The sequence below is a fragment of the Paraburkholderia sp. BGA-UO-ETr-F21 genome (assembly GCF_059567925.1).
This window is the reverse complement of the sequence record NZ_JCAQOY010000040.1, coordinates 733990-756626: the sequence shown is the minus strand read 5'-3', so window position 1 is coordinate 756626 and position 22637 is coordinate 733990. Positions and strand designations below refer to the sequence as shown.

Genomic DNA, 22637 nt, shown 5'->3' with positions numbered 1-22637 from the left:
GAGGAACCGGCGCCGCTGCGCCGGCCACCGCGCTCAGCTATTCAGGAAACTTCATGGATCATTCCAGCACATCCAGCGCAATCACGTCCGCCCCGGCGACGGCGGCCAGCCGCTTCGCGCCGGGCCGCAGCCGCGACATCGTCTGCCTCGGGCGCCTCGCCGTCGATCTGTACGCGCAGCAGGTCGGCGCGCGGCTCGAAGACGTGTCGAGCTTCGCGAAGTATCTCGGCGGATCGTCGGCGAATATCGCGTTCGGTTGCGCGCGCCTCGGTCTCGCGTCAGCGATGCTGGCACGCGTCGGCAACGATCATATGGGCCGCTTTCTCACAGAGACGCTTACCAAAGAGGGCTGCGACGTCAGCCACGTGCGTATCGACCAGGAGCGCCTGACCGCCCTCGTGCTGCTCGGCCTGAAAGACCGCGACACGTTCCCGCTGATCTTCTACCGCGAGAACTGCGCGGATATGGCAGTGGATGAAGCGGATTTCGACGAGGCTTTCATCGCGTCGTCGAAAGCGCTGCTGATTACCGGCACGCACTTTTCCACCGAGCAGGTGAACCGCACGAGCCGCCGCGCGCTGGATTACGCACGCCGCAACCAGGTGCGCACCGTGCTCGATATCGACTACCGTCCGGTCTTGTGGGGTCTCACCGGCAAAGCGGACGGTGAAACGCGTTTCGTCGCGAGCGAAGGCGTCACCGCGCATTTGCAGCGCATTCTGCCGCTGTTCGATCTGGTGATCGGCACCGAGGAAGAATTCCGTATCGCCGGCGGTAAGACCGAACTGGTCGACGCACTCGCGATGGTGCGCGCCGTCACGCCGGCCACGCTGGTGCTCAAGCGCGGTCCGCTGGGCTGTCAGATTATCGACGGTGCGGTGCCCGCCTCGCTCGACGACGTGCCGATTCAAGGTGGCGTGGAAGTCGAAGTGCTGAACGTACTCGGCGCCGGCGACGCGTTCGCCTCGGGCTTTCTCTCGGGCTGGTTGCGCGATCAACCGCTCGAAGCGTGCGCACGCGCCGCGAACGCGAGCGGCGCGCTGGTCGTGTCACGTCACGGCTGCGCACCGGCCATGCCGACGCCCGCCGAACTCGACTACTTCCTGCGCGAAGCCAAAGCCGATCCGCAGCGCATGCGCCGCCCGGATCGCGACGCGCGCCTCGCACGACTGCATCGCGTCTCGCCGGCCCGCAAGCAATGGGACGAAGTGCTCGGCTTCGCCTTCGACCACCGCAACCAGTTCTTCGAACTCGCGCAGCAAACCGCCGCCGACGACGCGCGCATTGCGCAACTGAAAGGCCTGTTCGTGGAAGCCGTCGCGCAAACCGAGCGCGCGCTGGGTTTGCAAAACCGCATCGGCGTGCTGATCGACGACCGCTACGGCCAGGACGCGCTGAACGCGGCCACCGGCCGCGGCTGGTGGATCGGCCGCCCGGTGGAACTGCCGGGCTCGGTGCCGCTCGTGTTCGATCATGGCCGTTCGATCGGCACCACGCTGATCCCTTGGCCGCAGGAACATATCGTCAAATGCCTGGTGCAGTTTCATCCCGACGAACCCATCGAGCAGCGCCTCGAACAGGAAGCCCAATTGCGCGCGCTCTACGACGCGACGCAGGCAAGCGGCCATGAACTGCTGCTCGAAGTGATCCCGCCGAAGCACGCGCATTTGCCGCAAGCGCCGGACACCGTGTATCGCGCATTGAAGCGCCTGTATAACATCGGCATCTATCCCGAGTGGTGGAAGCTCGAACCGATGGACGCCGCGCAATGGCGCAACGTCGACGCGCTGATCGCCGAGCGTGATCCGTATTGCCGCGGCGTGGTCCTGCTCGGTTTGTCGGCGGCCGTCGAACAGTTGAACGAGGGTTTTCGCGCGGCGGCGCAATCGGCGACATGCCGCGGCTTCACGGTCGGGCGCACGATCTTTCACGAACCGAGCCATGCATGGCTGGCCGGAGAAATCGGCGACGACGAATTGATCGCGCGCGTGCGCCGCACCTTCGAAACGTTGATCGCTTCGTGGCGCGCAGCACGTGGCGCGAGCGCCACGCAACCGGGCGCGACCCACCACGTCCATCAGGAGCAGGCCGCATGAATCAGCGCGTAATGCATCACGACGCGGCGTCCGCCAACGACGCCAGCCTTGCTCGCACGGGCTCGGGCGGCACGGTGCGCCTGACGGCCGCGCAGGCGCTGGTCCGCTATCTCGCCGCGCAACGCGTCGCGACCGAGGACGGCCACGGTACCGATCCGCTGTTCGGCGGCGTGTTCGCCATCTTTGGCCACGGCAACGTGGCGGGGATCGGCGAAGCGCTGTATCAGCACCGCGACGAATTACCGACTCTGCGCGCCCATAACGAACAGGCGATGGCGCACAGCGCGATCGCCTATGCGAAGGCGCATTTCCGCCGCCGCATGATGGCCGTCACGACGTCGATCGGACCGGGCGCCACCAACCTCGTGACCGCGGCGGCGCTGGCCCACGTGAACCGTTTGCCGGTGCTGCTGTTGCCCGGCGACATCTTCGTCTCGCGCGCACCCGATCCTGTATTGCAGCAGCTCGAAGACTTCCACGACGGCGGCGTCTCCGCCAACGACGCGCTCAAGCCGGTGTCGCGCTACTTCGACCGCATCGTGCATCCGGCGCAATTGCTCAATGCGCTGCCGCGCGCCGTGCGCGTACTGACGGACGCCGCCTTGTGCGGACCGGTCACGCTCGCGTTGCCGCAAGACGTGCAGGCGCAGGCATGGGATTTCCCCGTCGACTTCTTCAAGCCGCGCATCGTCACGTTTCATTCGCCCGCGCCGCGCATCGACGAAATCGAGGCCGCCTTCGCGCGTCTGCGGCAGGCCAAACGGCCGTTGATCGTCGCGGGCGGCGGTGTGCTCTACGGCCGCGCCTCCGATGCACTGCATAGTTTCGCCACCGCGCACGGCGTTCCGGTCGCGGAAACGCAGGCCGGCAAAGGGTCGCTTGCCTGGAACGATCCGTTGAACGCGGGCGCGCTGGGCGTGACGGGCTCGCCCGCCGCGAACGCGCTCGCGCACGACGCCGATTGCGTGCTGGCGATCGGCACGCGCTTGCAGGACTTCACGACCGGCTCGAACACCTTGTTCACGCAAGCCGATGTGATCGCCATCAACGTCAATGCTTTCGACGGCCTCAAGCATCGCGCGCTGGTGGTCGAAGCCGACGCGCGGCTTGCGCTCGATGCACTCGCCGAACCCCTGCAAGGCTGGCACGCCGATCGCACCTGGACCGCGCGCGCACACAAACTCGCGGCGGGCTGGCGCGATACGGTGAGCACGCTCACCCATGCGCCGCAACGCGACAGCGTGCTGCCTTACGAGGGCGATGTAATCGGCGCGATACAGCGTTCGAGCGCAAGCTCGCCGGCGAACGATATCGTCGTCTGCGCGGCCGGCACGCTGCCCGCCGAATTGCATAAACTGTGGCGCGCCGGCAAACCGGGCTCGTATCACGTCGAGTACGGCTATTCGTGCATGGGCTACGAGATCGCCGGCGGACTCGGCGTCAAGCTCGCACGGCCCGCGCGTGAAGTGATCGTGATGGTCGGCGACGGCAGCTATCTGATGATGAACAGCGAGATCGCGACCTCCGTGATGATCGGCGCGAAGCTGATCGTCGTGGTGCTCGACAATCGCGGCTATGGTTGCATCAACCGCTTGCAGCAGGCATGCGGCGGCGCGCCGTTCAACAACCTGCTCGAAGACTGCAAGCAGGGCCCGCTCGGCGCACCCAAGATCGATTTCGCCGCCCATGCGCGCGCCCTGGGCGCCCAGGCCGAACACGCCGCGAACGTCGCCGAACTCGAAGCTGCGTTGCAACGCGCCCGCGTGGCCGATCGCACCTATGTCATCAGCATCGATACCGACGCTGCCCGCACCACGGACGACGGCGGCTGGTGGTGGGAAGTGGCCGTGCCGGAAGTCTCGGCGCGCCCCGCGGTACGCGACGCCCGTGCGAAATACGAAACCCAACTCGCGGCACGCGCCGAACCGTCCAGCTCCGCGCCAAACGCCGGCCCCACCGACAACGAATGAGGACGCCCGCATGACTGCTTTCGACGTACGTATCGGCATCAATCCGCTCTCGTGGATGAACGACGATCTGCCTTCGCTCGGCGGCGAGACGCCGCTCGAGGTGGCGCTGACGGAAGGCCGCCAGATCGGCTATCAAGGCTTCGAACTGGGCAACAAGTTTCCGCGCGAGCCGCAGGCGCTGAAGACGCTGCTCGCGCAATACGATCTTGCGCTGGTCTCAGGCTGGTATTCCGGACGTCTCGCTCGGCAAAGCGTAGCGGAAGAAATCGCCGCCGTCGGCCCGCATCTGGAGTTGCTCGCGCAAAACGGCGCGACGGCGATGGTGTATGGCGAGGTCGCCGATTCGATTCAGGGCGCGCCGCAGCCGCTTTATCAACGGCCGCGTTTTTTCAGCGACGCGCAATGGGCCGCTTATGCGGAGCGTGTCGACGAATTTGCGCGCTATACCCTAAGCCGCGGCGTGCGGCTCGCGTACCATCATCACATGGGCGCTTATGTCGAGACGCCTGCCGATGTCGATCAGTTGATGGCGCGCACCAGTGACGCTGTCGGCCTGCTGTTCGACGCGGGACACATCACGTTTGCCGGCGGCGATCCCATTGCCGTGCTCGACAAACATATCGCACGGGTCTGCCACGTGCATTGCAAGGACGTGCGCCCCGCCGTGATGAAACTCGCGCGCAATCGCAACTGGAGTTTTCTGGACGCGGTGATCGCCGGCGCCTTCACGGTGCCGGGCGACGGCGCGGTGGATTTCCCGGCGATCATCCAGCGATTGAAGCGGCACGGTTATCGCGGCTGGCTGGTGGTCGAAGCCGAACAGGACCCGGTCGTGGCGCCTTCGTTCGAGTATGCGCAAAAGGGCTACAAGACGTTGCGCGCGTTGGTCGACGCACCGCTCGACGCCGCAAACAGGACAGAGCAGGAGGCAGCATGAGCTTGTTGGTGAAGGCGCAGCGCGAAGGCCAAACGATCGCGCGAGTGACACCGGAGTCGGCCTGCTGGCGATATGTGGGGTTTGCCGCTTACCGCCTCGGCACGAACGAAGTGGTGCACGTGCACGAGCCAGCTCGCGAAGTGTGCATTGTCGTGCTCACCGGCACAGTGGACATCGAAACCGCGGAGACGACCTGGCGTTCCATCGGCTCGCGTGACAGCGTGTTCGAGGACGCCGCGCCTTATGCGGTGTATCTGCCGCCGAACGTGCGGGCGACGGTTCGCGCTTGCCGCGATGCCGAGATCGGCGTGGCGAGCGCGCCTGCCGAAGGCAAGTATCCCGCGAGGTTGATCGAGCCCGTTTCGATGAAGCGCTCGACACGCGGCAAAGGCCTGAATACGCGATACGTCTGCGATATTCTTCCGCAGACCGAGCCCGCGGAATCACTGTTGGTGGTCGAAGTCAGAACGCCTGGCGGACACGCTTCGAGCTACCCGCCGCATAAGCACGATACCGACAACGTGCCGCACGAGAGTTCGCTCGAAGAGACTTACTATCACCGGCTCGATCCGCCGCAAGGGTTTGCGTTCCAGCGCGTGTACACCGACATGCGCGATATCGACGAGTCGATGGCGGTGGAGGACCACGACGTCGTCATGGTGCCGCGCGGCTATCACCCCGTGGTCGTGCCGTATGGCTATGACTCGTATTATCTGAACGTCATGGCAGGCGGCAAGCGGACCTGGCATTTCCGCAATGACCCGGCGCACGAGTGGATCATCAATAAGGACGCTTGAACTTGCGGCCTGCGCGGCGCATCAAGACGGCATCGCGCAGGCTTCAACCAATTTCAAACGGGCTCCAGTTGAGCCACGCTACTTCCTGACGGCCAGATCGACATCCAGGCCGCCATCCTCGCCCATCCTCACGGTTCCCTTCGACACGTCCTTGCGATAAGCGTACAGATCGAACTTCATGACGCCCGCGTTCGAGCTGTCCTTGATGAACGTGCGCGTATTCGTCACCAGCGAATTGAACATCTTCACGTCGCCGGACTCGATCCAGACGAAGCTCTTGCCCGCGCCCGCAGGCGGCCTTGCCGCCGCGACGTTGCTATCGCGCTTGAACTTCAGCACGAGGCCTTCATCCGTAACCGTCGCGCTCGCGAGACGCCCTTGCAGGACCGGCGGCGGAAACACCGTGTACTGATCGAACACCAGCTCGTTACCCTTGAGCGCCACACCCTTGCGCGTGAACGGCGTGAGTGAGGCGAGCGGAATATCCAGCGCGCGCAGCAAGCCGGCCTGCGGCACGCCCAGCACCTTTACTGAAGTCGGTTCGTACACCAGGTGCCGCTCGTCTTTGGCGACGATCGTGCCGCTCATCGTGGTCGGCAGCCAGACTCCAGGAAAGTGATTCCACAACTTGATGCCACCTGTCACTTCGAGTTTGCCGTCCACGGGTTTCAACTGCAGGTCGTTGAGCGAACGCGGCTCGTAGTCGAGCAGATAGTCGTTAAAGAGCGCCGCCATGGCGGGCCACGGCTCCACGACCTCGCCGCCGATAATGCGGATATCGTACTGATCGGGATCGTCCAGATCGACCGGTTGTCCCGGCTTTTTCGGCACCATCTGCGCGTCCAGCGAACGCACATGAAAACCGATGCGCCCCGCCACGTAGAAGTCGACGTTCTCGACGTGAATCAGCGGCGCGGGGCCCGGCGAATGGCGCTCATCGCTGAACGCCGAACCCGGCGTCGACATGCGCTGCCCGGAAAACGCCGCGCGTGTGCCGACCGGAATCGCGCGCGCCACCGCGGCGGTTTGCACGGTCTGCGGCACGCGTTGCCACACGAGCCGCGCCTGCGCGAGCGCTGCCTGCTGGGCGCGAATGAAGCTGTCGTTATAACGCGCGCTCGCGCTGCCGGTTTGCGCCGGCGAGTCCTTGTCTTTGTCCGCGCTGGCTAGCGTCGTATACGACGGCAGATGCACGTCCAGCGCGCCCGCTTCGTCGAAGGTGAAAAAACCGGCCGCCATCTGCTCGCGATAGTGATACAGATCCAGCACGAACGGTGCTTTGTTGTCGATCGGCGTGAGCGCCATGTCGATGTTCATCGGCATCGAGCGCATGAATTTGACGTCGCCGCCCTGCACCAGCATGCCGCGCGCGGGCATCGTCGCGGGCCAGACGATGTTGGGCACGCTCCGGTCGTCGAGCGTGAAGCGCACGCCCGTGGCGCTCGTCTCGATCTGCGTGATCGTCATGCGCAACGCGGGCGGCGGCGTCAGTTTGGCCACCTGCATCACGACGTCGTCACCGTCGAGACGCGCGATCGGCGTGTCCACTTTCAGCAGGTCGGCCATCTTCACGTGGGCGGCCTGCATCAGCTTGTCGGCGCCCACGCCGGCCACTTCGACATGATCGGCGTGAAACACGAGTTCCTCGGTGTTGCGCATCGACAGTGATCCGCTCAACACGATCGGCACCCATGTCTCGCGATGCATCTCGCCGGTAATGCGCAAGTTGCCGCCGTCCTGCGGAACGACGCGCATGTTGCGCAGCGGCGAGCCCTGATACTGGAACAGGTAGCGATTGAAGATCGCGGTGAGCTTGGCGCTGTCCAGCGTGACATGGCCGCGGTGGACGTTGATTGTGACGCTGGTGGGATCGTCGAATACGATCGGCTGGCCGGCGCGCGCCGGGCTCAGCGTCGCCGCCATGTCGTGGATCATGAAGCCGATGTCGCCCGTCACGCGGAAGTCCACGTCGCGCGCGAACATCAGCGAACCGTCGATGCCGGAATCGCGCAGCGTCAGCGGGCGGCTGCGCTTTTCGGTCAGGCCGCTCGCCGATGGCACGCGCGCCGCGACGCTTTGTTCCGCGAGTAGCTGTTTCGCTTTGGCCAGTTCGAGTGCGGGACGACGTGTAGAAGCGGCAGGTTGAGTGGCGAGCCCGGAATCCGTAGTGGCGGCGTTGGCGTTGGCGTTGGAATTGGCGTTGCCGTTTCCACGGCTGTCATTCGTGCTGACGTTGTTGCTCGCCACATCGGCTGCCCTGTTCGCGGGATTTGCCGGTGCGGATGCCGCGTCGCCCGTCGTCGAACTGGCATCGGCGCAGGCGGACATCAGCAACGCCGCCGTCAGAAGCGCGGCGCCTGCGCTGATCGGCGAGCGCCAGGCGCGCTTCGGGCTTGCCTCGTGCGAAGCCGGCATCGGCGCATGATTCGCCGACACCTTATCCAACGCGCGTCCGTATCTCATGATGTCTCCTCCTGGAGCCGCGACGCGTCTTCGCGCGCCGGGCACGGCATGGTGAGTCGCGCATACGCAGGCTTTAAACAGCAAGCCGCCGTCGCGCGTCTTTTACCCGATTGTCTTTATTTGTCAGCGCGCTGCCGACAAGATTTCTGGAGGACGCTCACCAAACGATCAAGCGTTTGAATCGGCGTGACGCGTCATCGGAAAGCCGCATGCGCGCGGCCTGAGCGGCGCACCGGCAAATGAGATTCAAACGGCATGTCCGGCGCGATTGCCGCGCCGCGCACGCAATGCGCTCGCCAACCGACGCGCAAGGCATTCAGCAGCACAGCAAAACGATCATCCTTCACCATGCGGCGCTGCAATAAAACACGGCGAGTCAGCGCCTCGATCAACCAACGCCGAGCCATTCCTGCATCACGTCAGTCCTCTGCACGAACGACGCGAGCGCATCGTCGAACACCACTTCGCCATGCCCCATCACCGCGACGCGGCTGGCGATGTCCTGTGCGATCACGAGCCGCTGTTCGATCAGCAGCATCGCCACACCGCGATCGCGCAGCGCCCGCAAACATCCGGCGACCTGTTCCATCACGAGACGTGCGAGACCCTCGCCCGGTTCGTCGATCACGAGCAGATCGGGATCGCCGAGCAGTGCCCGCGCGAGCGTCAGCATCTGCTGCTCGCCGCCCGACAGCGCGCCCGCGCGCGTGCGCTTGCGCTCGTGCAGCACGGGAAAAAGCGCATAGGCGTCGTCGAAAGTGAAGCGCGGCGCACGGCCGCGATCACGTGGCGCAACGCCGAGTTGAAGATTCTCGTGCACGCTTAGCGTTGGGAAGACGTCCCGATGTTCGGGCACGTAACCCAGCCCGAGACGCGCGATTTCGAAGGTGCGCAGACCGCCGAGCGAGCGGCCCGCAAAACGCAGTTCGCCTTCGCTGCGCACGAGACCCATGATCGCGCGCGCGAGTGTAGAACGGCCCGAGCCGTTGCGGCCGACCAGCGCCAGCACTTCGCCCGCCTCGATGCGCAGCGTCACGCCGTGCAATGCCTGGCTCGCGCCGTACCACGCATTGAGTCCGCGAATGTCGAGCAAGGCGCTCATGTCCCGAACCCTTCGCCGAGATACGCGGCACGTACCGCCGCATCGGCGCGGATCGCCGCCGGTGTGCCGCTCGCGATAATGCGCCCTTGCACGAGGACAGAAATGCGATCGGCGATCGCGAACACTGCGTCCATGTCGTGCTCGACCATCAACAGCGTGCGGCCCGCCGTGGTCTCGCGGATCAGTTCGATGGCATGCGCCGCCTCCGCGCGATTCATGCCCGCAGTCGGTTCGTCGAGCAGCAAGGTATGCGCGCCGCCCGCGAGCGCGATGCCGAGATCGAGCGCGCGTTGCTCGGCATAGCTGAGCGTACCCGCCTGAGCGTGGCGGCGCGCACTCAGGCCCACCGCGTCGAGCATCTGTGCCGCCCGCGCGTCGACCGTGCGCGAGCCGCTGAAACGCTGCCACCAGCGCGTGCGGTCGCGCTCCGCCAGCAGCGCCGCGCAGCGCAGGTTGTCGAACACGCTGAGGCGCGTGAACACGCTGGTGTTCTGGAAGCTGCGCGCAAGTCCGCGGCGCGTGATCGCGGCCGGCGCAAGGCGCGTAATCTCGGCGCCGAACAGATCGATGCGCCCGGCGTTCGGCCGCGCGCCGCCGGCGATCAGATTGAAGAGTGTCGACTTACCCGCGCCGTTTGGACCAATCAACGCGTGCCGTTCGCCGGGCTGAACCGCGAGATCGACGCCGCGCAGAATCTGCGTAGCGCCGAAACGTTTTTCGATACCGTAGAGCGCGAGCGCCGGGATCATCGCTCGTCTCCGTCGGTGTGCGTAGCGCTCGAAAGCGCGGCTGCGAGGCGGGCCTGCGCGCGAATCGCGTAATGCGTCGCGACTCCGCCGAGCGCGGCCAGCGTGATGAGCGCGGCGCCGAGCGTGAGCGGCGACCCGCCCAACCAGACCAGCGCGCCCATGCCGCCGGCGCCACCGGTGCCGCTAAAGACCCCGCCGTCGTCCAACCCGAATTGCACGGCGTACGCCCATTGCACCGCGAGCACGACGACCGCCGTCCACAGCAGCGCGGCCGCCGTGCCCCACAGGTACGCTGCGCGGCATCGCTGCCAGCCGTGCGTGGCTACACGCGCGGCATGCCGCTGCACGAAACCCGCGAGTCCGTCGGGCGAAATCACCACCACCACGATGAAGAAGAGTCCCAAATAGAACAGCCATGCGCGCGCGACGCTCGCCACCGCGACACTGAAAAACGTCAGAACGACCGCGCCCGCAACCGGACCGAAAAACACCGCCGTGCCGCCGATCACCGTGGCGATCAACACTGCGCCCGAGCGCATCATGCCGACGCTTTCCGTCGACACCAGTTCCACGTTGATCAGCGCCAAGGTTCCCGAGATACCCGCGAAAAACGCCGACACCACCACCACACCGTAACGGATGCGGCGCGGATAACAGCCGATCGCCGCCGCCCGCACCGGGTTGTCGCGCACGGCATTGGCAACGCGCATGAAGGGCGTGCGCGAGAGCGCGAACATCGCCCCGCTCGCGAGCAGACACCACACGACGATCAGTGCATACGCCTCGCGTGCAGGACCGAAGCTCCAGCCCCACGACGCTCCGCTCGCGCGATCGATCGCCACGCCCGCCTCGCCGCCGAACCAGTCGGGCAGCGTCCATGCGGCGGCGGCCACGAGTTCGCCGAGACCGAGCGTGATCATTGCGAAGGCGGTGCCGGCACGCCGCGTCGAGACGAAACCGAACAACACACCGCACAGCGCGCCGCCGATGCCGCCGACCAACGGCAACAGCACGAGCGGCACGCCGATCCGGTTGAACACCTGCGCGGCGAGGAGTGCGCCAAGGCCGGAATAAGCGGCATGCCCGAAAGACAGCAGTCCCGTCTCGCCGAGCAGCAGATTGTAGGAAAGCGCGAACACGATCATCGTCGCGGTCTGCGCGAGATAGGCGAGCAGCCAGCTTTGCGGCCAGACAAAAGGCGGCGCGGTGAGGAACAGGATAAGCGCGAGCCACGGCGCGAGCACGCGCCACACCGCACGCGGCGCGGTCGCGGACAGCGCGGACGATGCGCCTGGGTCACGCACGGTCGTCACGCACGGTCGTCACGCATGGTCGTCACGCCGCCCGAAGAGGCCGCGCGGGCGCAGCGCCAGCATCGCGACCAGCAGCAGATAAGGAATCAGCGGCGCGAGTTGCGCGAGCGTCAGCGCGTCCCATTGCGCCGGCAGCGATGCGTCGAATAGCGACAGCACGTCGCCCAGCGACACATTGCTCGCCACGGCCAGCGTCTGCACGCAGCCCACCAGCAGCGACGCCGCCAGCGCCCCGCTCAGCGAGCCCAGCCCGCCGATCACGACCACCACGAACACAATCGAGCCAAGCGACTCCGCCATGCCCGGTTCGATCACGAAGAGCGGCGCGCCGATCACGCCGGCCAACGCGGCGAGCGCCGTGCCGGCCGCGAACACGCCGGTGAACACGCGCGGCACGTTGTGGCCGAGCGCTTCGACGGCGCTCGCGTGCGTAAGCGCGGCGCGCACGATCAGCCCCGCCTTCGACACGCGCAACACCGCGTAGAGCACGCCCAGCATGGCGAGCGATACCACCATCATGAACGCCCGATAGCGCGCGAACGCCGCGCCGTAGACCGTGAAGAGCGGCCCCTCGAGCACGGCCGGCACCGTCGCGGAAAGCGGGCTCAAGCCCCAGCCGAGCTTGACAAGTTCACCGAGGAGATACGCGGCGCCGAACGTCAGCAGTAATTCCGCGAGATGGCCGTGCACGCGCACGCGCCGCAACAGCCAACGCTCAAGGCCCGCGCCGATCAGCCCGACGACCAGCGGTGCGATCACCAGCGCGCTCCAGAATCCCGCGCGCGCCGCCACCGAAAAGCCGACGTACGCGCCCAGCATGTAGAAGCCCGCGTGCGCGAAATTCAGCACGCCGAGCATGCTGAAAATCAGCGTCAAGCCTGCCGACAGCATGAACAGCAACAGGCCGTAACTGACACCGTTGAGCAGATTGATGACGAACGACTGCACGCGCCTATTCCGCCTGCCCAGAGACGCACAGCGGTTCGAGCGCCGCGCGCAATTCGGCGGGCAAGCTCACGGGACGCCGTGTGACGCGATCCACATACACATGCACGAAGTGTCCTTGCGCGGCGGGTTGATCTTCGCCCTCCTTGAAAAGCCCCACTTCGTAGCGCACGCTCGACGTACCGAGCCGCACCACCCGCAGGCCCGCTTCGATCCGCTCGGGAAACACCAGCGGCGCGAAGTAATTGCAGTGCGTCTCGACCACCAGCCCGATCGTCGCGCCATGCTCGAAATCGAGCACGCCGGTGCGGATCAGATACTCGTTCACCACCGTGTCGAAGTAGCTGTAGTAGACGACGTTGTTGACATGGCCATAGACGTCGTTGTCCATCCAGCGCGTGGTGATCGGCAGGAAATGCCGGTAGGCGATGCGCGCGGCGGGTACGGGTTTGTTCATGCTGGCGTGAGTATCTTTAGCGTTGTCGTGCGCGGTGCGCGGCGATTGTTTTTTCAGAGCGATTCGCTCAGCATGCGGCGGTAGTCGTCGGCCGTCGCTTCGCGTGGATTCGTGCGGTGACAGTGGTCGGCGAGCGCACCCTGAATCACCTTGTCGAACATGCTTTCGTCGACGCCCATCTGCCTGAGGCCGGTCGGTAAACCGAGCCGCGCGGTCATGTCGAACAGCGCCTGGGCGAGATCGGCATTCTCCGGCAAATTCATCACGCGGCGCATTCTTGCATAGCGGCGCTCGGCCACCACGCTGTCCGCCGTCTCGTTGAAACGCAGCACGGCGGGCAGCACAACCGCGTTCAGCGTGCCGTGATGCAGCGACGTGCGCCCGTTCACCGTCAGGCCGCCCAGCGGATGCGACAGCGAGTGCACGCAGCCCAGCCCTTTCTGGAAGGCCATGGCGCCTTGCATCGAAGCGCTCATCATGTTCAGGCGCGCGTCGCGATCGCTACCGTCCGCCGTCGCGCGTTCGATGTTGGCCCACGCGCGCTCCAAGCCGTCCAGCGCGATGCCGTCCGCGGGAGGATTGAAGGCGGGCGCGAGAAAAGTTTCGATGCAGTGCGCGACCGCGTCCATGCCGGTGGCCGCCGTCAACCCCGGCGGCAGGCCGAGCGTGAGCGCCGGATCGCACAACGCCGACTTGGGCAGCAGATGCCACGAATGAAAGCCGAGCTTGCGGCCGTCGTTCAGGATCACGATTGCACCGCGCGCGACTTCGCTGCCCGTGCCCGCCGTGGTGGGAACCGCGATCAGCGGCGCGACCGCGGCCGTGATCTTCGGGCTGCCGCCTTCAATGGTGGCGTATTGCGTCAGCGCGCCTGGATGCGTGGCGGCGATCGCTACGCCCTTGGCCAGATCGATGGACGATCCTCCGCCCACCGCGACCAGGCCGTCGCAGCCTTCGTCGCGGTACATCTGAGCGGCCGCGAGCACCATCGCCTCGGTCGGGTTCGACGGCGTGTCGTCGAAGACCGGGACGTCGCCGAACTTCAGCGCGTCGAGCGCGCGCTGCGCGAGGCCGGCTGCAACCACGCCCTTGTCCGTGATGATCAGCGGCCGCTTGATGCCGACGCGTCCGCATTCCGACGGCAACTGCGACAGCGCGTCGTAGCCGAGATGGATATGGGTCAGATAGAAAATATAGGCCATGCCGTGCTCCTCCCTGAGCGCGAGCTCGTTTACCTGCTGCCTGGTCTGTTACTGCCCGGGCCTTTCGACAAACTCGAACGGCAAGCCGCGCCGCCGCATCCACTCGCCGAGCGCCTGGCCGGTGCCCGCGCGCCACGGCCGCAACCTGGCCGGCTCGACCAGCCGGTATTCGAGCAATTCCGGCGAGAGCGCAACCGTGCCGTATGCCTTCACGTGGTACGCGATGATCAGCTCGTTCTTGCGGATGAATTCATACACGCCGATCAGCTCGACCGTCTCCGCGTGCAACGAAGTTTCCTCGAGGACTTCCCGGGCAATCCCCTCTTCCGGCGTCTCGCCGTTTTCGAGGAAGCCCGTAATCAGCGCGAATACGCCTTCCTGCCACGCGGCATTGCGCGCCAGCAGAATCTTGCCTTCGTATTCGACGATCGCCGCCACCACGGGCAGCGGGTTGTTCCAATGGACGTAGCCGCACTCGGTATCGGGACAAGTCTGGCGGATGCGCCCGCCTTCATGCGCTTCATCGGCGCGCTCGATCAGCGGCGTGGAACAGCGTGGGCAGAATCGGTATTCGGTCATGGCGTGAGAGAGACGTCCCGTTTGTTTTGTGTGATTGTGTCTGACTTCTGGGGAATGGCGTTCGGGTCACGCCGCGCACAACTCCCGCACCTCGGCGGCGAACCGTTCGACCGTTTCCGGCTGCGTGTCCCATGCGCACATCAGCCGGCAACCGCCCGCGCCGATGAATTCGTAGAACTTCCAGCCGCGCGCGCGCATGGCCTTGGCGGCTTGCGTGGGCAACTGCGCAAAGACCGCGTTCGATTCTCTGGGGAACATGATGCTCACGCCCGGAATTTCCTGCAACCGCGTTTGCAGCAGTTGCGCCATCGCATTCGCGTGACGCGCGTTGCGCAACCAGACGTCGTTATCGAGCAGACCCAGCCACGGCGCGGAAATAAAGCGCATCTTGGAAGCCAGTTGGCCCGCCTGTTTCAGGCGGTAGGCGAAATCGTCGGCGAGCGCGCGGTCGAAGAACACCACCGCTTCACCGACCGGCAAGCCGTTCTTGGTGCCGCCGAAACACAGCACGTCCACGCCCGCGCGCCACGTGATCTCCGACGGATGCACGTCCAGCGCGGCGACCGCGTTGGCGAAACGCGCGCCGTCCATATGCACTTTCAGATGACGCCGTTTGGCGATCGCCGCGATCGCCCGCACTTCCTCGACGCTGTAGACCGTGCCGACTTCCGTCGATTGAGTCAGCGTGACGACTTTCGGTTTCGGGTAGTGGATGTCGGCACGGCGTGTGACCACCGCTTCGATCGCGTCCGGCGTGAGTTTGCCGCCGACGCCGGGCGCCGTCAGCAGTTTCGAGCCGCCCGAGAAGAACTCCGGTCCGCCGCATTCGTCGGTTTCGATATGCGCGAGTTCGTGGCAGATCACCGAGTGATACGACTGGCATAGCGACGCGAGCGCCAGCGAATTGGCGGCCGTGCCGTTGAATACGAAGAACACTTCACAGTCGGTCTGGAACAGCTCGCGCAGACGGTCGCATACCTGGTTGGTCCAGGAGTCGTCGCCGTAGGCCGGCTCGTGGCCGCTGTTGTTGGCGGCGATCAGCGCTTCGAGCGCTTCAGGGCAGATGCCGGCATAGTTGTCGGACGCGAAATGTTGCATGGCTGGCGGCGCGCCCGGCGACAGGCGCGCTGAGATGACGGGAAAGCGGTCATTTTAGTGCGCCCTTCGGTTATTTGTTTTCCGGTTACGGACCGGCGGGGGCGGTCGCGTCGATACGCGCTCAGTTGCAGCCGCAATCGGGCATGCGGCCACGGCCACGAGTCATGCGTGCGACGACGATCAGCCCGGCCGCGCCCACCAGCAATGCGGCCGCCGCCAGCCACAGCGCCGGTGAAAAAGAACCGCTCCGTGCGGCAATCGGCGCCGCGACCAGCGGGCCGACGATCTGACCAACACCATAGGCCGCCGTCGCATAACCCATCAGCGCGGCAGCGTCGTCGCCACGCAGACGCCTCGCCTCGCGCATCGCGAACAGGGTGATCGCGGTAAACGGCAAGCCGATCAGGATGCTGCCGAATGAGAAGCCGCCTGCTGTCGGCCAGACGATACCGAGCGCGATGCCGCACGCCTGCAGCACGTAACAGCCGGCCAGCAGCTTGCGATTGTCCCAATGCACCGGCAAACGCGCGGCCAGCAGTGCGCCGACGATCAGCGCCGCGCCGAACATCGGCCAGAACAGGTCCGGCCAGGACGAGCCGGGCAACGCGTGACGCGCGATCACCGGCAGGAAAGTCGCGGTGATGATGTAGCCGAAGCCAGGGATGCCGTAGAGGAGGATGAGCCAGAAGGCGTCGGCGGGGCGGGTGGTGGTGGGGAGGGCGTGGCTTCTTGGGGCGGGGGCCGGAGTGGCGGGAGTCTCGGCAGGCGCGGCATCGCTGTCCACCTGGCGAGCACCCCGCTCATTCCCGCGACCGGTGAAAACCGGCCAAACGACAATCGCCAGAACTGCGGCGACAAGACCAAAACCGAGCCACCCCGTCGAGGGCCCGTACCCATCCGCCACGGTGACCAGCAGCCCCGTTCCGACGATACCCGCACCCGGCCCCGTATAGATCACCCCGCCCCACTCCGGCGCACCGAGTTCGGCAAGCCGCCGCAAGCCCCACTGCGACGCGAAAACGAACGTCATCGCACTGACCGCGCCGGCGAGGAAGCGTACCGCCGCCCATACCCAGAACTGACTCGTCACGCCCATCGCCAGCGTCAGCAGCACCGTCGTCGCAAGCCCCGCGCGCACCATGCGCGCCGGCTCGATCCGCAGCGCGGCGCAACTGACCGCGCCGACGAAATAGCCCGCGTAATTGAACGACGCAAGCCACCCACCATGCTGAATGTCGATCTGCGGCTGGCCAAATGCGCCGCCGTGCAGCATCAGAGGCAAGAGCGGCGTGAACGCAAATCGGCCGATGCCGAGCGCAACGGCCAGTGTGACCATGCAGGCAAGCGCGGCGCGGCGGGCGGCGTGGTGCCCGGCTAGGCTGCCGCGCGCAATGGAGGCGAATTCGTTCATGAGCGGGCGGTGATAGATGCCGTTAGCAGGATCGGAATGGTTGAATTCATGATAGCTTGACCTTTCGATCACGAAAAATGAATAATTCGGATATCACCAATCGCCAGGAGAGAATCATGGATCTGGCCGCCCTGACCATTTTTCGCGCCGTCGTGCGGGAAAACGGCGTGACGCGCGCCGCTGCCAAGCTCAACCGCGTGCAATCGAACGTCACCACGCGCATCAAGCAGCTTGAAGAGCAACTGGGCACCGACCTGTTTATCCGCGACGGCCGCCGTCTCGTGCTGACGCCGGCCGGCGAGACGCTGCTGCCATATGCCGAACGACTGCTCGCGCTCGCCGACGAGGCGCGTCACGCGGTGCGTGAGGATCGTCCGAGCGGGCGCCTGCGTTTGGGCACGATGGAAAGCGTCGCGGCAACGCGTCTTCCCGCGTTGCTCGCTCTTTACCATCAGCGGTGGCCCGCAGTTGCACTGGAACTGGAAACCGGCACGACCGGCAAGCTGATCGAGCGGGTGCGCGAATTCGAAGTGGATGCGGCGTTGGTGGCAACGCCGTTGGACCCCGCCGCGCTCGGCGAATTATTCGAGTCGGTGCCTGTGTTCAGGGAGGAGTTGGTGATGCTGACGCCCCGCGGGCATCGGCCGATCCACGACGTTCGGGACATTGCGCTGTCAACGCTGATCGCGTTCGAGCGCGGTTGCGCTTACCGGGCTTATATCGAGAAGTGGTATCTGGAACACGGCGTGAGGCCCGCGCGCGTGCTGGAGTTGGGCTCCTACCACGCGATCGTGGCTTGCGTGGCCGCCGGCGCGGGAGTGGCGGTCGCGCCACGATCGGTGCTGGATTTGCAGGCTGACGCCAGCAATATCGCGGTGCATGAGCTACCGGATATCGGCGAGATCGAGACATTGCTCGTGTGGCGGCGCGGGCATTTTTCGTCCGCACTGAACGCGCTCAAGCAGGCAATGGTGACTCGGGAAAGTGCCGCGAATTTGCCTGAGCCCGCAACTGCGGCGGAAGGTGCTTCCTGATCTTGCGGTTGCGGTTGCGGTTGCGGTTGCGGTTGCGGTTGCGGTTGCGGTTGCGGTTGCGGTTGCGGCTGCGGCTGCGGCTGCGGCTGCGGCTGCGGCTGCGGTTGCGATTATGCCTGCGCGGCGCGGCATGAAATCAATTGTGCGAAGGTGAACTACGAGGGAATCCTCGCGAGGCGGGGCGCCACGCCGATGAACAGACTGGCGTGACAGACCGAAAAAACTCAGGCCACACGGCACGCCCAAACTGCGGCGCGCGGTGTGGCCCAATCATGCTCGAATCAGAGCTGGCCTTCGACCCAGCCCTTGACGCCGGCCAGTGCCGCCGGCAGATTCGCCGGCTCGGTGCCGCCCGCCTGCGCCATATCCGGACGGCCACCGCCCTTGCCGCCGACTTGCTGCGCGACGAAGTTCACCAGTTCGCCTGCCTTGACCTTCTTGCTGGCGTCCGCCGTGACACCCGCGATCAGGCTCACCTTGCCGCCTTCGACCGATGCCAGCACGATTGCCGCGCTCTTCAGCTTGTCCTTCAGCTTGTCGACGGTTTCGCGCAGTGTCTTGACGTCCGCGCCCTCGAGCGTAGCTGCCAGCACGTGCACGCCGCCAACTTCGATCGCCTGACCCGCCAGTTCGTCGCCCTGGCTTGACGCCATTTTCGACTTCAGCGCGCTCAGTTCCTTTTCCAGCGACTTCACCTGGTCCTGCACCTGGACGATACGCTGCGTCAGTTCCGACGGTTGCGCCTTCAGCACGGCAGCGGCCGCATTGATGCGCGCGTCGAGATCCTGCACGAAGCGCACGGCGTTGTCGCCCGTAATCGCTTCCACGCGACGGATGCCCGCCGCCACGCCGCCTTCCATCACGATCTTGAAGAGGCCGATGTCGCCGGTGCGATGCACGTGCGTACCGCCGCACAATTCACGCGAAAAACCCAGGTCGAGCACGCGCACTTCGTCGCCGTACTTTTCGCCGAACAATGCCATAGCGCCGCCCTTCACGGCTTCGTCGAACGGCATGACCTGCACGATGCCCGGCGCGTTCGCCAGCACTTCGGCATTGACGATTTCCTCGACGCGGCGGATCTGCTCGTCTGTCATCGGCGCGTTGTGCGCGAAGTCGAAACGGGTCTTGTCCGCGTCGACGAGTGATCCCTTCTGTTGCACGTGCGTGCCGAGCACTTCGCGCAACGCCTTGTGCATCAAGTGCGTGGCCGAGTGGTTGCGAGCCGTGCGGGCGCGGCGCACCGCGTCGATTTCCGCCTTGACGACGTCGCCCACCTTCAGCGTGCCCTGCTCGAGCGTGCCGTGATGACCGACCACGTCGGCCTGCACCTTCAGCGTATCGCTCACCGCGAAGCGCACGCTCGCGTTGGCCAGCACGCCCTGGTCGCCGACCTGGCCGCCCGATTCCGCGTAGAACGGCGTGTGATCCAGCACGACCACCGCCTGCTGGCCGTGGTTCACTTCCTGCACCGAAGCACCGTCCACGTACAGCGCGATCACCTTCGCGTCGTCGAAGACGATTTCTTCGTAACCGTGGAACGTGGTCTTCGCGCCCGAGTATTCGAGGCCTTGCGCCATCTTGAACTTGCCCGCCGCGCGAGCCTGCTCGCGCTGACGCGCCATGGCTTCGTCGAACGCGGCTTCGTCGACCGTGACTTCGCGCTCGCGACACACGTCTGCCGTCAGATCCAGCGGGAAACCATACGTGTCGTGCAGCTTGAATGCGAGTTCGCCGTCGAGCGTCTTGCCGCCCTTGGCTTCGAGGTCGGCCAACGCGCTCTCGAGAATCGACATGCCGTGCTCGATGGTTTCAAAGAAGCGCTCTTCTTCCTGACGCAGCACGTCGGTCACGCGTTGCTCGGCTTCCTTCAGTTCCGGATACGCGCCGCCCATTTGCGCGACGAGGTCCGCCACCATGCGGTGGAAGAACGAGCCCTTCTTGCCCAGCTTGTAGCCGTGACGGATCGCGCGGCGCACGATCCGGCGCAGCACGTAGCCGCGGCCCTCGTTGCCCGGAATCACACCGTCGACGATCAGGAACGAGCACGCGCGAATGTGATCGGCAATCACCTTCAGCGAATTGTTGGTCAGGTCGCTCACGCCGGTTTCGCGGCCCGCAGCCTTGATGAGCGCCTGGAACAGGTCGATCTCATAGTTGCTGTGCACGTGCTGCAGAACGGCGGCGATACGCTCCAGGCCCATGCCGGTGTCGACGCACTGCTTGGGCAGCGGCGTCATGTTGCCTTGCGCGTCGCGATTGAACTGCATGAACACGAGATTCCAGATCTCGATGTAGCGGTCACCGTCTTCTTCAGGCGAGCCCGGGGGGCCGCCCCACACGTCCGGGCCGTGGTCGTAGAAGATTTCCGAGCACGGGCCGCACGGGCCGGTGTCGGCCATCTGCCAGAAGTTGTCCGACGCGTAGCGCGCGCCCTTGTTGTCGCCGATGCGGATGATGCGCTCGACCGGCACGCCCACTTCTTTCGCCCAGATGTCGTGCGCTTCGTCGTCTTCGTGATAGACGGTGACCCACAGCTTGTCTTTCGGCAGCTGGTACACACCTGTCAGCAGCTCCCACGCGTAGTGGATCGCGTCGCGCTTGAAGTAGTCGCCGAACGAGAAGTTGCCCAGCATTTCGAAGAATGTATGGTGGCGCGCGGTGTAGCCGACGTTTTCCAGATCGTTGTGCTTGCCGCCGGCGCGCACGCTGCGCTGCGCGGTCGTGGCGCGGGAATACGGACGCGACTCCGCGCCGAGGAACACATCTTTGAACTGCACCATTCCCGAATTGGTGAAGAGCAGTGTCGGATCGTTGCCGGGCACAAGGCTCGACGAGCGAACGATCGTATGGCCCTTCGATTCGAAGAACTTGAGGAATTTCTCGCGGATTTCGGCGGCTTTCATAGCGTGCGGGGGACGGGTTTGCCAGTTCCCTGGCTGTTACCGGCGGCATCGTGGGATGCGCCAACTGTTTGTTTCTTAAACGACTGATTATACGGGATCGGCGCCCGTGCGCGGCAGCGCGCCCTGCAGGGTTGGCCGTTCGGCCAGGTTTGAGCGGGCAGCGTGGGACATTATGGGGCGCGCCGTTAGTCTTATGACGTTCGGCCGACTCCGCCCGCGTGCCGGAATCGCTTAAGATTGCCTCCATTCGCGGCGCCTTGCGCGCCGCCTCGCGATTCGCAACTACGTGCATGAAACCAGGGCGCGCTGCGCGCTGGCCGACACAGGAGACATCTACGAATATGGGCGCTCTCAGTCATATCCGCGTGCTGGATCTCACACGCGTGCTCGCCGGACCCTGGTGCGCGCAGACTCTTGCCGATTTCGGCGCCGACGTGATCAAGATCGAACGCCCCGAAGTCGGCGACGACACCCGCCATTGGGGGCCGCCGTACCTCAAGACGCCTGATGGCAAAGACACCCGCGAAGCCGCGTATTACCTCGCGGCGAACCGCAACAAGCGCTCGGTCACCGTCGACATCGCTTCGCCCGAAGGCCAGCGGATCATCCGCGAGCTGGCCGCGCAGAGCGACGTGGTGCTGGAGAACTACAAGGTCGGCCAGTTGAAGAAATACGGTCTGGACTACGCATCGCTCAAGGAAGTGAAGCCCGATCTCATTTATTGCTCGGTGACGGGCTTCGGGCAGACCGGGCCGTATGCGCAGCGCGCCGGCTATGACTTTATCGTGCAAGGCATTGGCGGCTTCATGAGCATTACCGGCGAACGCGACGGCCAGCCGGGCGGCGGCCCGCAAAAGGCCGGCGTCGCGATCGCCGACCTCATGACCGGCATGTACTCGACCATTGCCGTGCTCACCGCCCTCACCCACCGTGACCGGACGGGCGAAGGCCAGTACATCGACATGGCGCTGCTCGACGTGCAGGTGGCGATGCTCGCCAATATGAATTCGAACTACCTGGCAAGCGGCCAGCCGCCGGTGCGCTGGGGCAATGCGCATCCCAACATCGTGCCGTACCAGACGTTCCAGACGAGCGACGGCTGGATCATCGTCGCAGTCGGCAACGACGGGCAGTTCCGTAAGTTCGTCGAAGTGGGCGGCCGTCCGGAACTGGCCGACGACGAGCGATTCGCGACCAACCCGGCGCGGGTGCGCAATCGCGACATCCTCGTGCCGATTCTCGCGGAGATGGTCCGGCTCCAGGGCAAGCAGCAATGGATCAGCGCGCTCGAAGCCGCAGGCGTGCCGTGTGGGCCGATCAACGATCTCGGCGAAGTCTTCGAGAACGAACAGGTGGTGGCGCGTGGGATGCAGGTGGATCTGCCGCATCCGTCGGGCGGCACGGTCAAGCTGGTGCGCAATCCGATCAATATGACCGGCACGCCGCCCGAAGCGCTTGCGCATCCGCCTACGCTCGGGGAACACACGGAGAGCATTTTGCGTGACGTGCTCGGCTATGACGAAGCGAGGATCGCGGCGTTGCGGGGGCAGTCGGTGATTTGAAGCCGGCGAGGTCGCG

The 22637-nt window shown here is 65.4% G+C and carries 18 protein-coding genes; 6 read left to right on the top strand and 12 right to left on the bottom strand.

Annotation, left to right across the window (positions count from 1 at the left end):
- Positions 1-53: 53 nt before the first annotated feature.
- From AC57B1_RS35880 to iolB, 4 genes are read left to right on the top strand one after another with little or no spacing between them, the layout of a single operon-like run.
- Positions 54-2096: a bifunctional 5-dehydro-2-deoxygluconokinase/5-dehydro-2-deoxyphosphogluconate aldolase gene (locus tag AC57B1_RS35880; RefSeq protein WP_496420062.1), complete on the top strand. Its 2043-nt coding sequence runs from the start codon at positions 54-56 to the stop codon at positions 2094-2096.
- Positions 2093-4066: a 3D-(3,5/4)-trihydroxycyclohexane-1,2-dione acylhydrolase (decyclizing) gene (gene iolD / locus AC57B1_RS35875; RefSeq protein ID WP_408354148.1), complete on the top strand. Its 1974-nt coding sequence runs from the start codon at positions 2093-2095 to the stop codon at positions 4064-4066. The genes AC57B1_RS35880 and iolD overlap by 4 nt, the downstream gene beginning before the upstream one ends.
- Positions 4067-4076: 10 nt before the next feature.
- Complete coding sequence (gene iolE / locus AC57B1_RS35870) at positions 4077-5003, top strand: myo-inosose-2 dehydratase (protein ID WP_496420061.1); 927 nt, start codon at positions 4077-4079, stop codon at positions 5001-5003.
- On the top strand, positions 5000-5800 hold the full coding sequence (gene iolB / locus AC57B1_RS35865) for a 5-deoxy-glucuronate isomerase (RefSeq protein WP_496420060.1): 801 nt from the start codon (positions 5000-5002) through the stop codon (positions 5798-5800). The genes iolE and iolB overlap by 4 nt, the downstream gene beginning before the upstream one ends.
- Before the next feature lie 78 nt (positions 5801-5878).
- Here the strand turns inward: iolB and AC57B1_RS35860 are convergent, their stop codons facing one another.
- From AC57B1_RS35860 to AC57B1_RS35810, 11 genes are all read right to left on the bottom strand, one after another.
- The gene (locus AC57B1_RS35860) at positions 5879-8263 is read right to left on the bottom strand and encodes a hypothetical protein (RefSeq protein WP_496420059.1); all 2385 of its coding nucleotides are present in this window, start codon (positions 8261-8263) and stop codon (positions 5879-5881) included.
- 194 nt (positions 8264-8457) lie between these two features.
- Positions 8458-8655: a hypothetical protein gene (locus tag AC57B1_RS35855; RefSeq protein ID WP_496420058.1), complete on the bottom strand. Its 198-nt coding sequence runs from the start codon at positions 8653-8655 to the stop codon at positions 8458-8460.
- A complete protein-coding gene (locus tag AC57B1_RS35850) occupies positions 8652-9365 on the bottom strand; it encodes an ABC transporter ATP-binding protein (RefSeq protein ID WP_496420057.1) in 714 nt (237 codons plus the stop codon). Before AC57B1_RS35850 ends, AC57B1_RS35855 begins: the two co-directional genes overlap by 4 nt.
- Positions 9362-10114, bottom strand: coding sequence for an ABC transporter ATP-binding protein (locus AC57B1_RS35845; RefSeq protein WP_496420056.1), 753 nt, complete (start codon positions 10112-10114; stop codon positions 9362-9364). Before AC57B1_RS35845 ends, AC57B1_RS35850 begins: the two co-directional genes overlap by 4 nt.
- Complete coding sequence (locus AC57B1_RS35840) at positions 10111-11418, bottom strand: branched-chain amino acid ABC transporter permease (RefSeq protein WP_496420337.1); 1308 nt, start codon at positions 11416-11418, stop codon at positions 10111-10113. Before AC57B1_RS35840 ends, AC57B1_RS35845 begins: the two co-directional genes overlap by 4 nt.
- An 18-nt stretch (positions 11419-11436) precedes the next feature.
- Positions 11437-12375, bottom strand: coding sequence for a branched-chain amino acid ABC transporter permease (locus AC57B1_RS35835; protein WP_496420055.1), 939 nt, complete (start codon positions 12373-12375; stop codon positions 11437-11439).
- 4 nt (positions 12376-12379) lie between these two features.
- Positions 12380-12829 carry an acyl-CoA thioesterase gene (locus AC57B1_RS35830; protein WP_496420054.1) on the bottom strand — a complete coding sequence of 150 codons (450 nt, stop codon included), beginning with the start codon at positions 12827-12829 and terminating at the stop codon, positions 12380-12382.
- Positions 12830-12882: 53 nt separating this feature from the next.
- A complete protein-coding gene (gene gbd / locus AC57B1_RS35825; protein ID WP_496420053.1) occupies positions 12883-14031 on the bottom strand; it encodes a 4-hydroxybutyrate dehydrogenase in 1149 nt (382 codons plus the stop codon).
- A gap of 48 nt (positions 14032-14079) precedes the next feature.
- On the bottom strand, positions 14080-14610 hold the full coding sequence (locus tag AC57B1_RS35820) for an NUDIX domain-containing protein (protein ID WP_091792639.1): 531 nt from the start codon (positions 14608-14610) through the stop codon (positions 14080-14082).
- A 66-nt stretch (positions 14611-14676) separates the two neighbouring features.
- Positions 14677-15708, bottom strand: coding sequence for a threonine aldolase family protein (locus AC57B1_RS35815; protein WP_091792638.1), 1032 nt, complete (start codon positions 15706-15708; stop codon positions 14677-14679).
- Between the two features lie 121 nt (positions 15709-15829).
- Positions 15830-17119 (bottom strand): YbfB/YjiJ family MFS transporter, encoded by a 1290-nt coding sequence (locus AC57B1_RS35810; RefSeq protein ID WP_496420052.1) that lies wholly within the window; start codon positions 17117-17119, stop codon positions 15830-15832.
- 116 nt (positions 17120-17235) lie between these two features.
- Between AC57B1_RS35810 and AC57B1_RS35805 the strand changes: the two genes are divergently transcribed.
- The gene (locus AC57B1_RS35805; RefSeq protein WP_496420051.1) at positions 17236-18153 is read left to right on the top strand and encodes a LysR family transcriptional regulator; all 918 of its coding nucleotides are present in this window, start codon (positions 17236-17238) and stop codon (positions 18151-18153) included.
- A gap of 281 nt (positions 18154-18434) precedes the next feature.
- Here the strand turns inward: AC57B1_RS35805 and alaS are convergent, their stop codons facing one another.
- Positions 18435-21059 carry an alanine--tRNA ligase gene (alaS, locus tag AC57B1_RS35800; protein WP_496420050.1) on the bottom strand — a complete coding sequence of 875 codons (2625 nt, stop codon included), beginning with the start codon at positions 21057-21059 and terminating at the stop codon, positions 18435-18437.
- A gap of 341 nt (positions 21060-21400) precedes the next feature.
- Between alaS and AC57B1_RS35795 the strand changes: the two genes are divergently transcribed.
- Positions 21401-22621 (top strand): CaiB/BaiF CoA transferase family protein, encoded by a 1221-nt coding sequence (locus tag AC57B1_RS35795; RefSeq protein WP_496420049.1) that lies wholly within the window; start codon positions 21401-21403, stop codon positions 22619-22621.
- Positions 22622-22637: the final 16 nt, after the last annotated feature.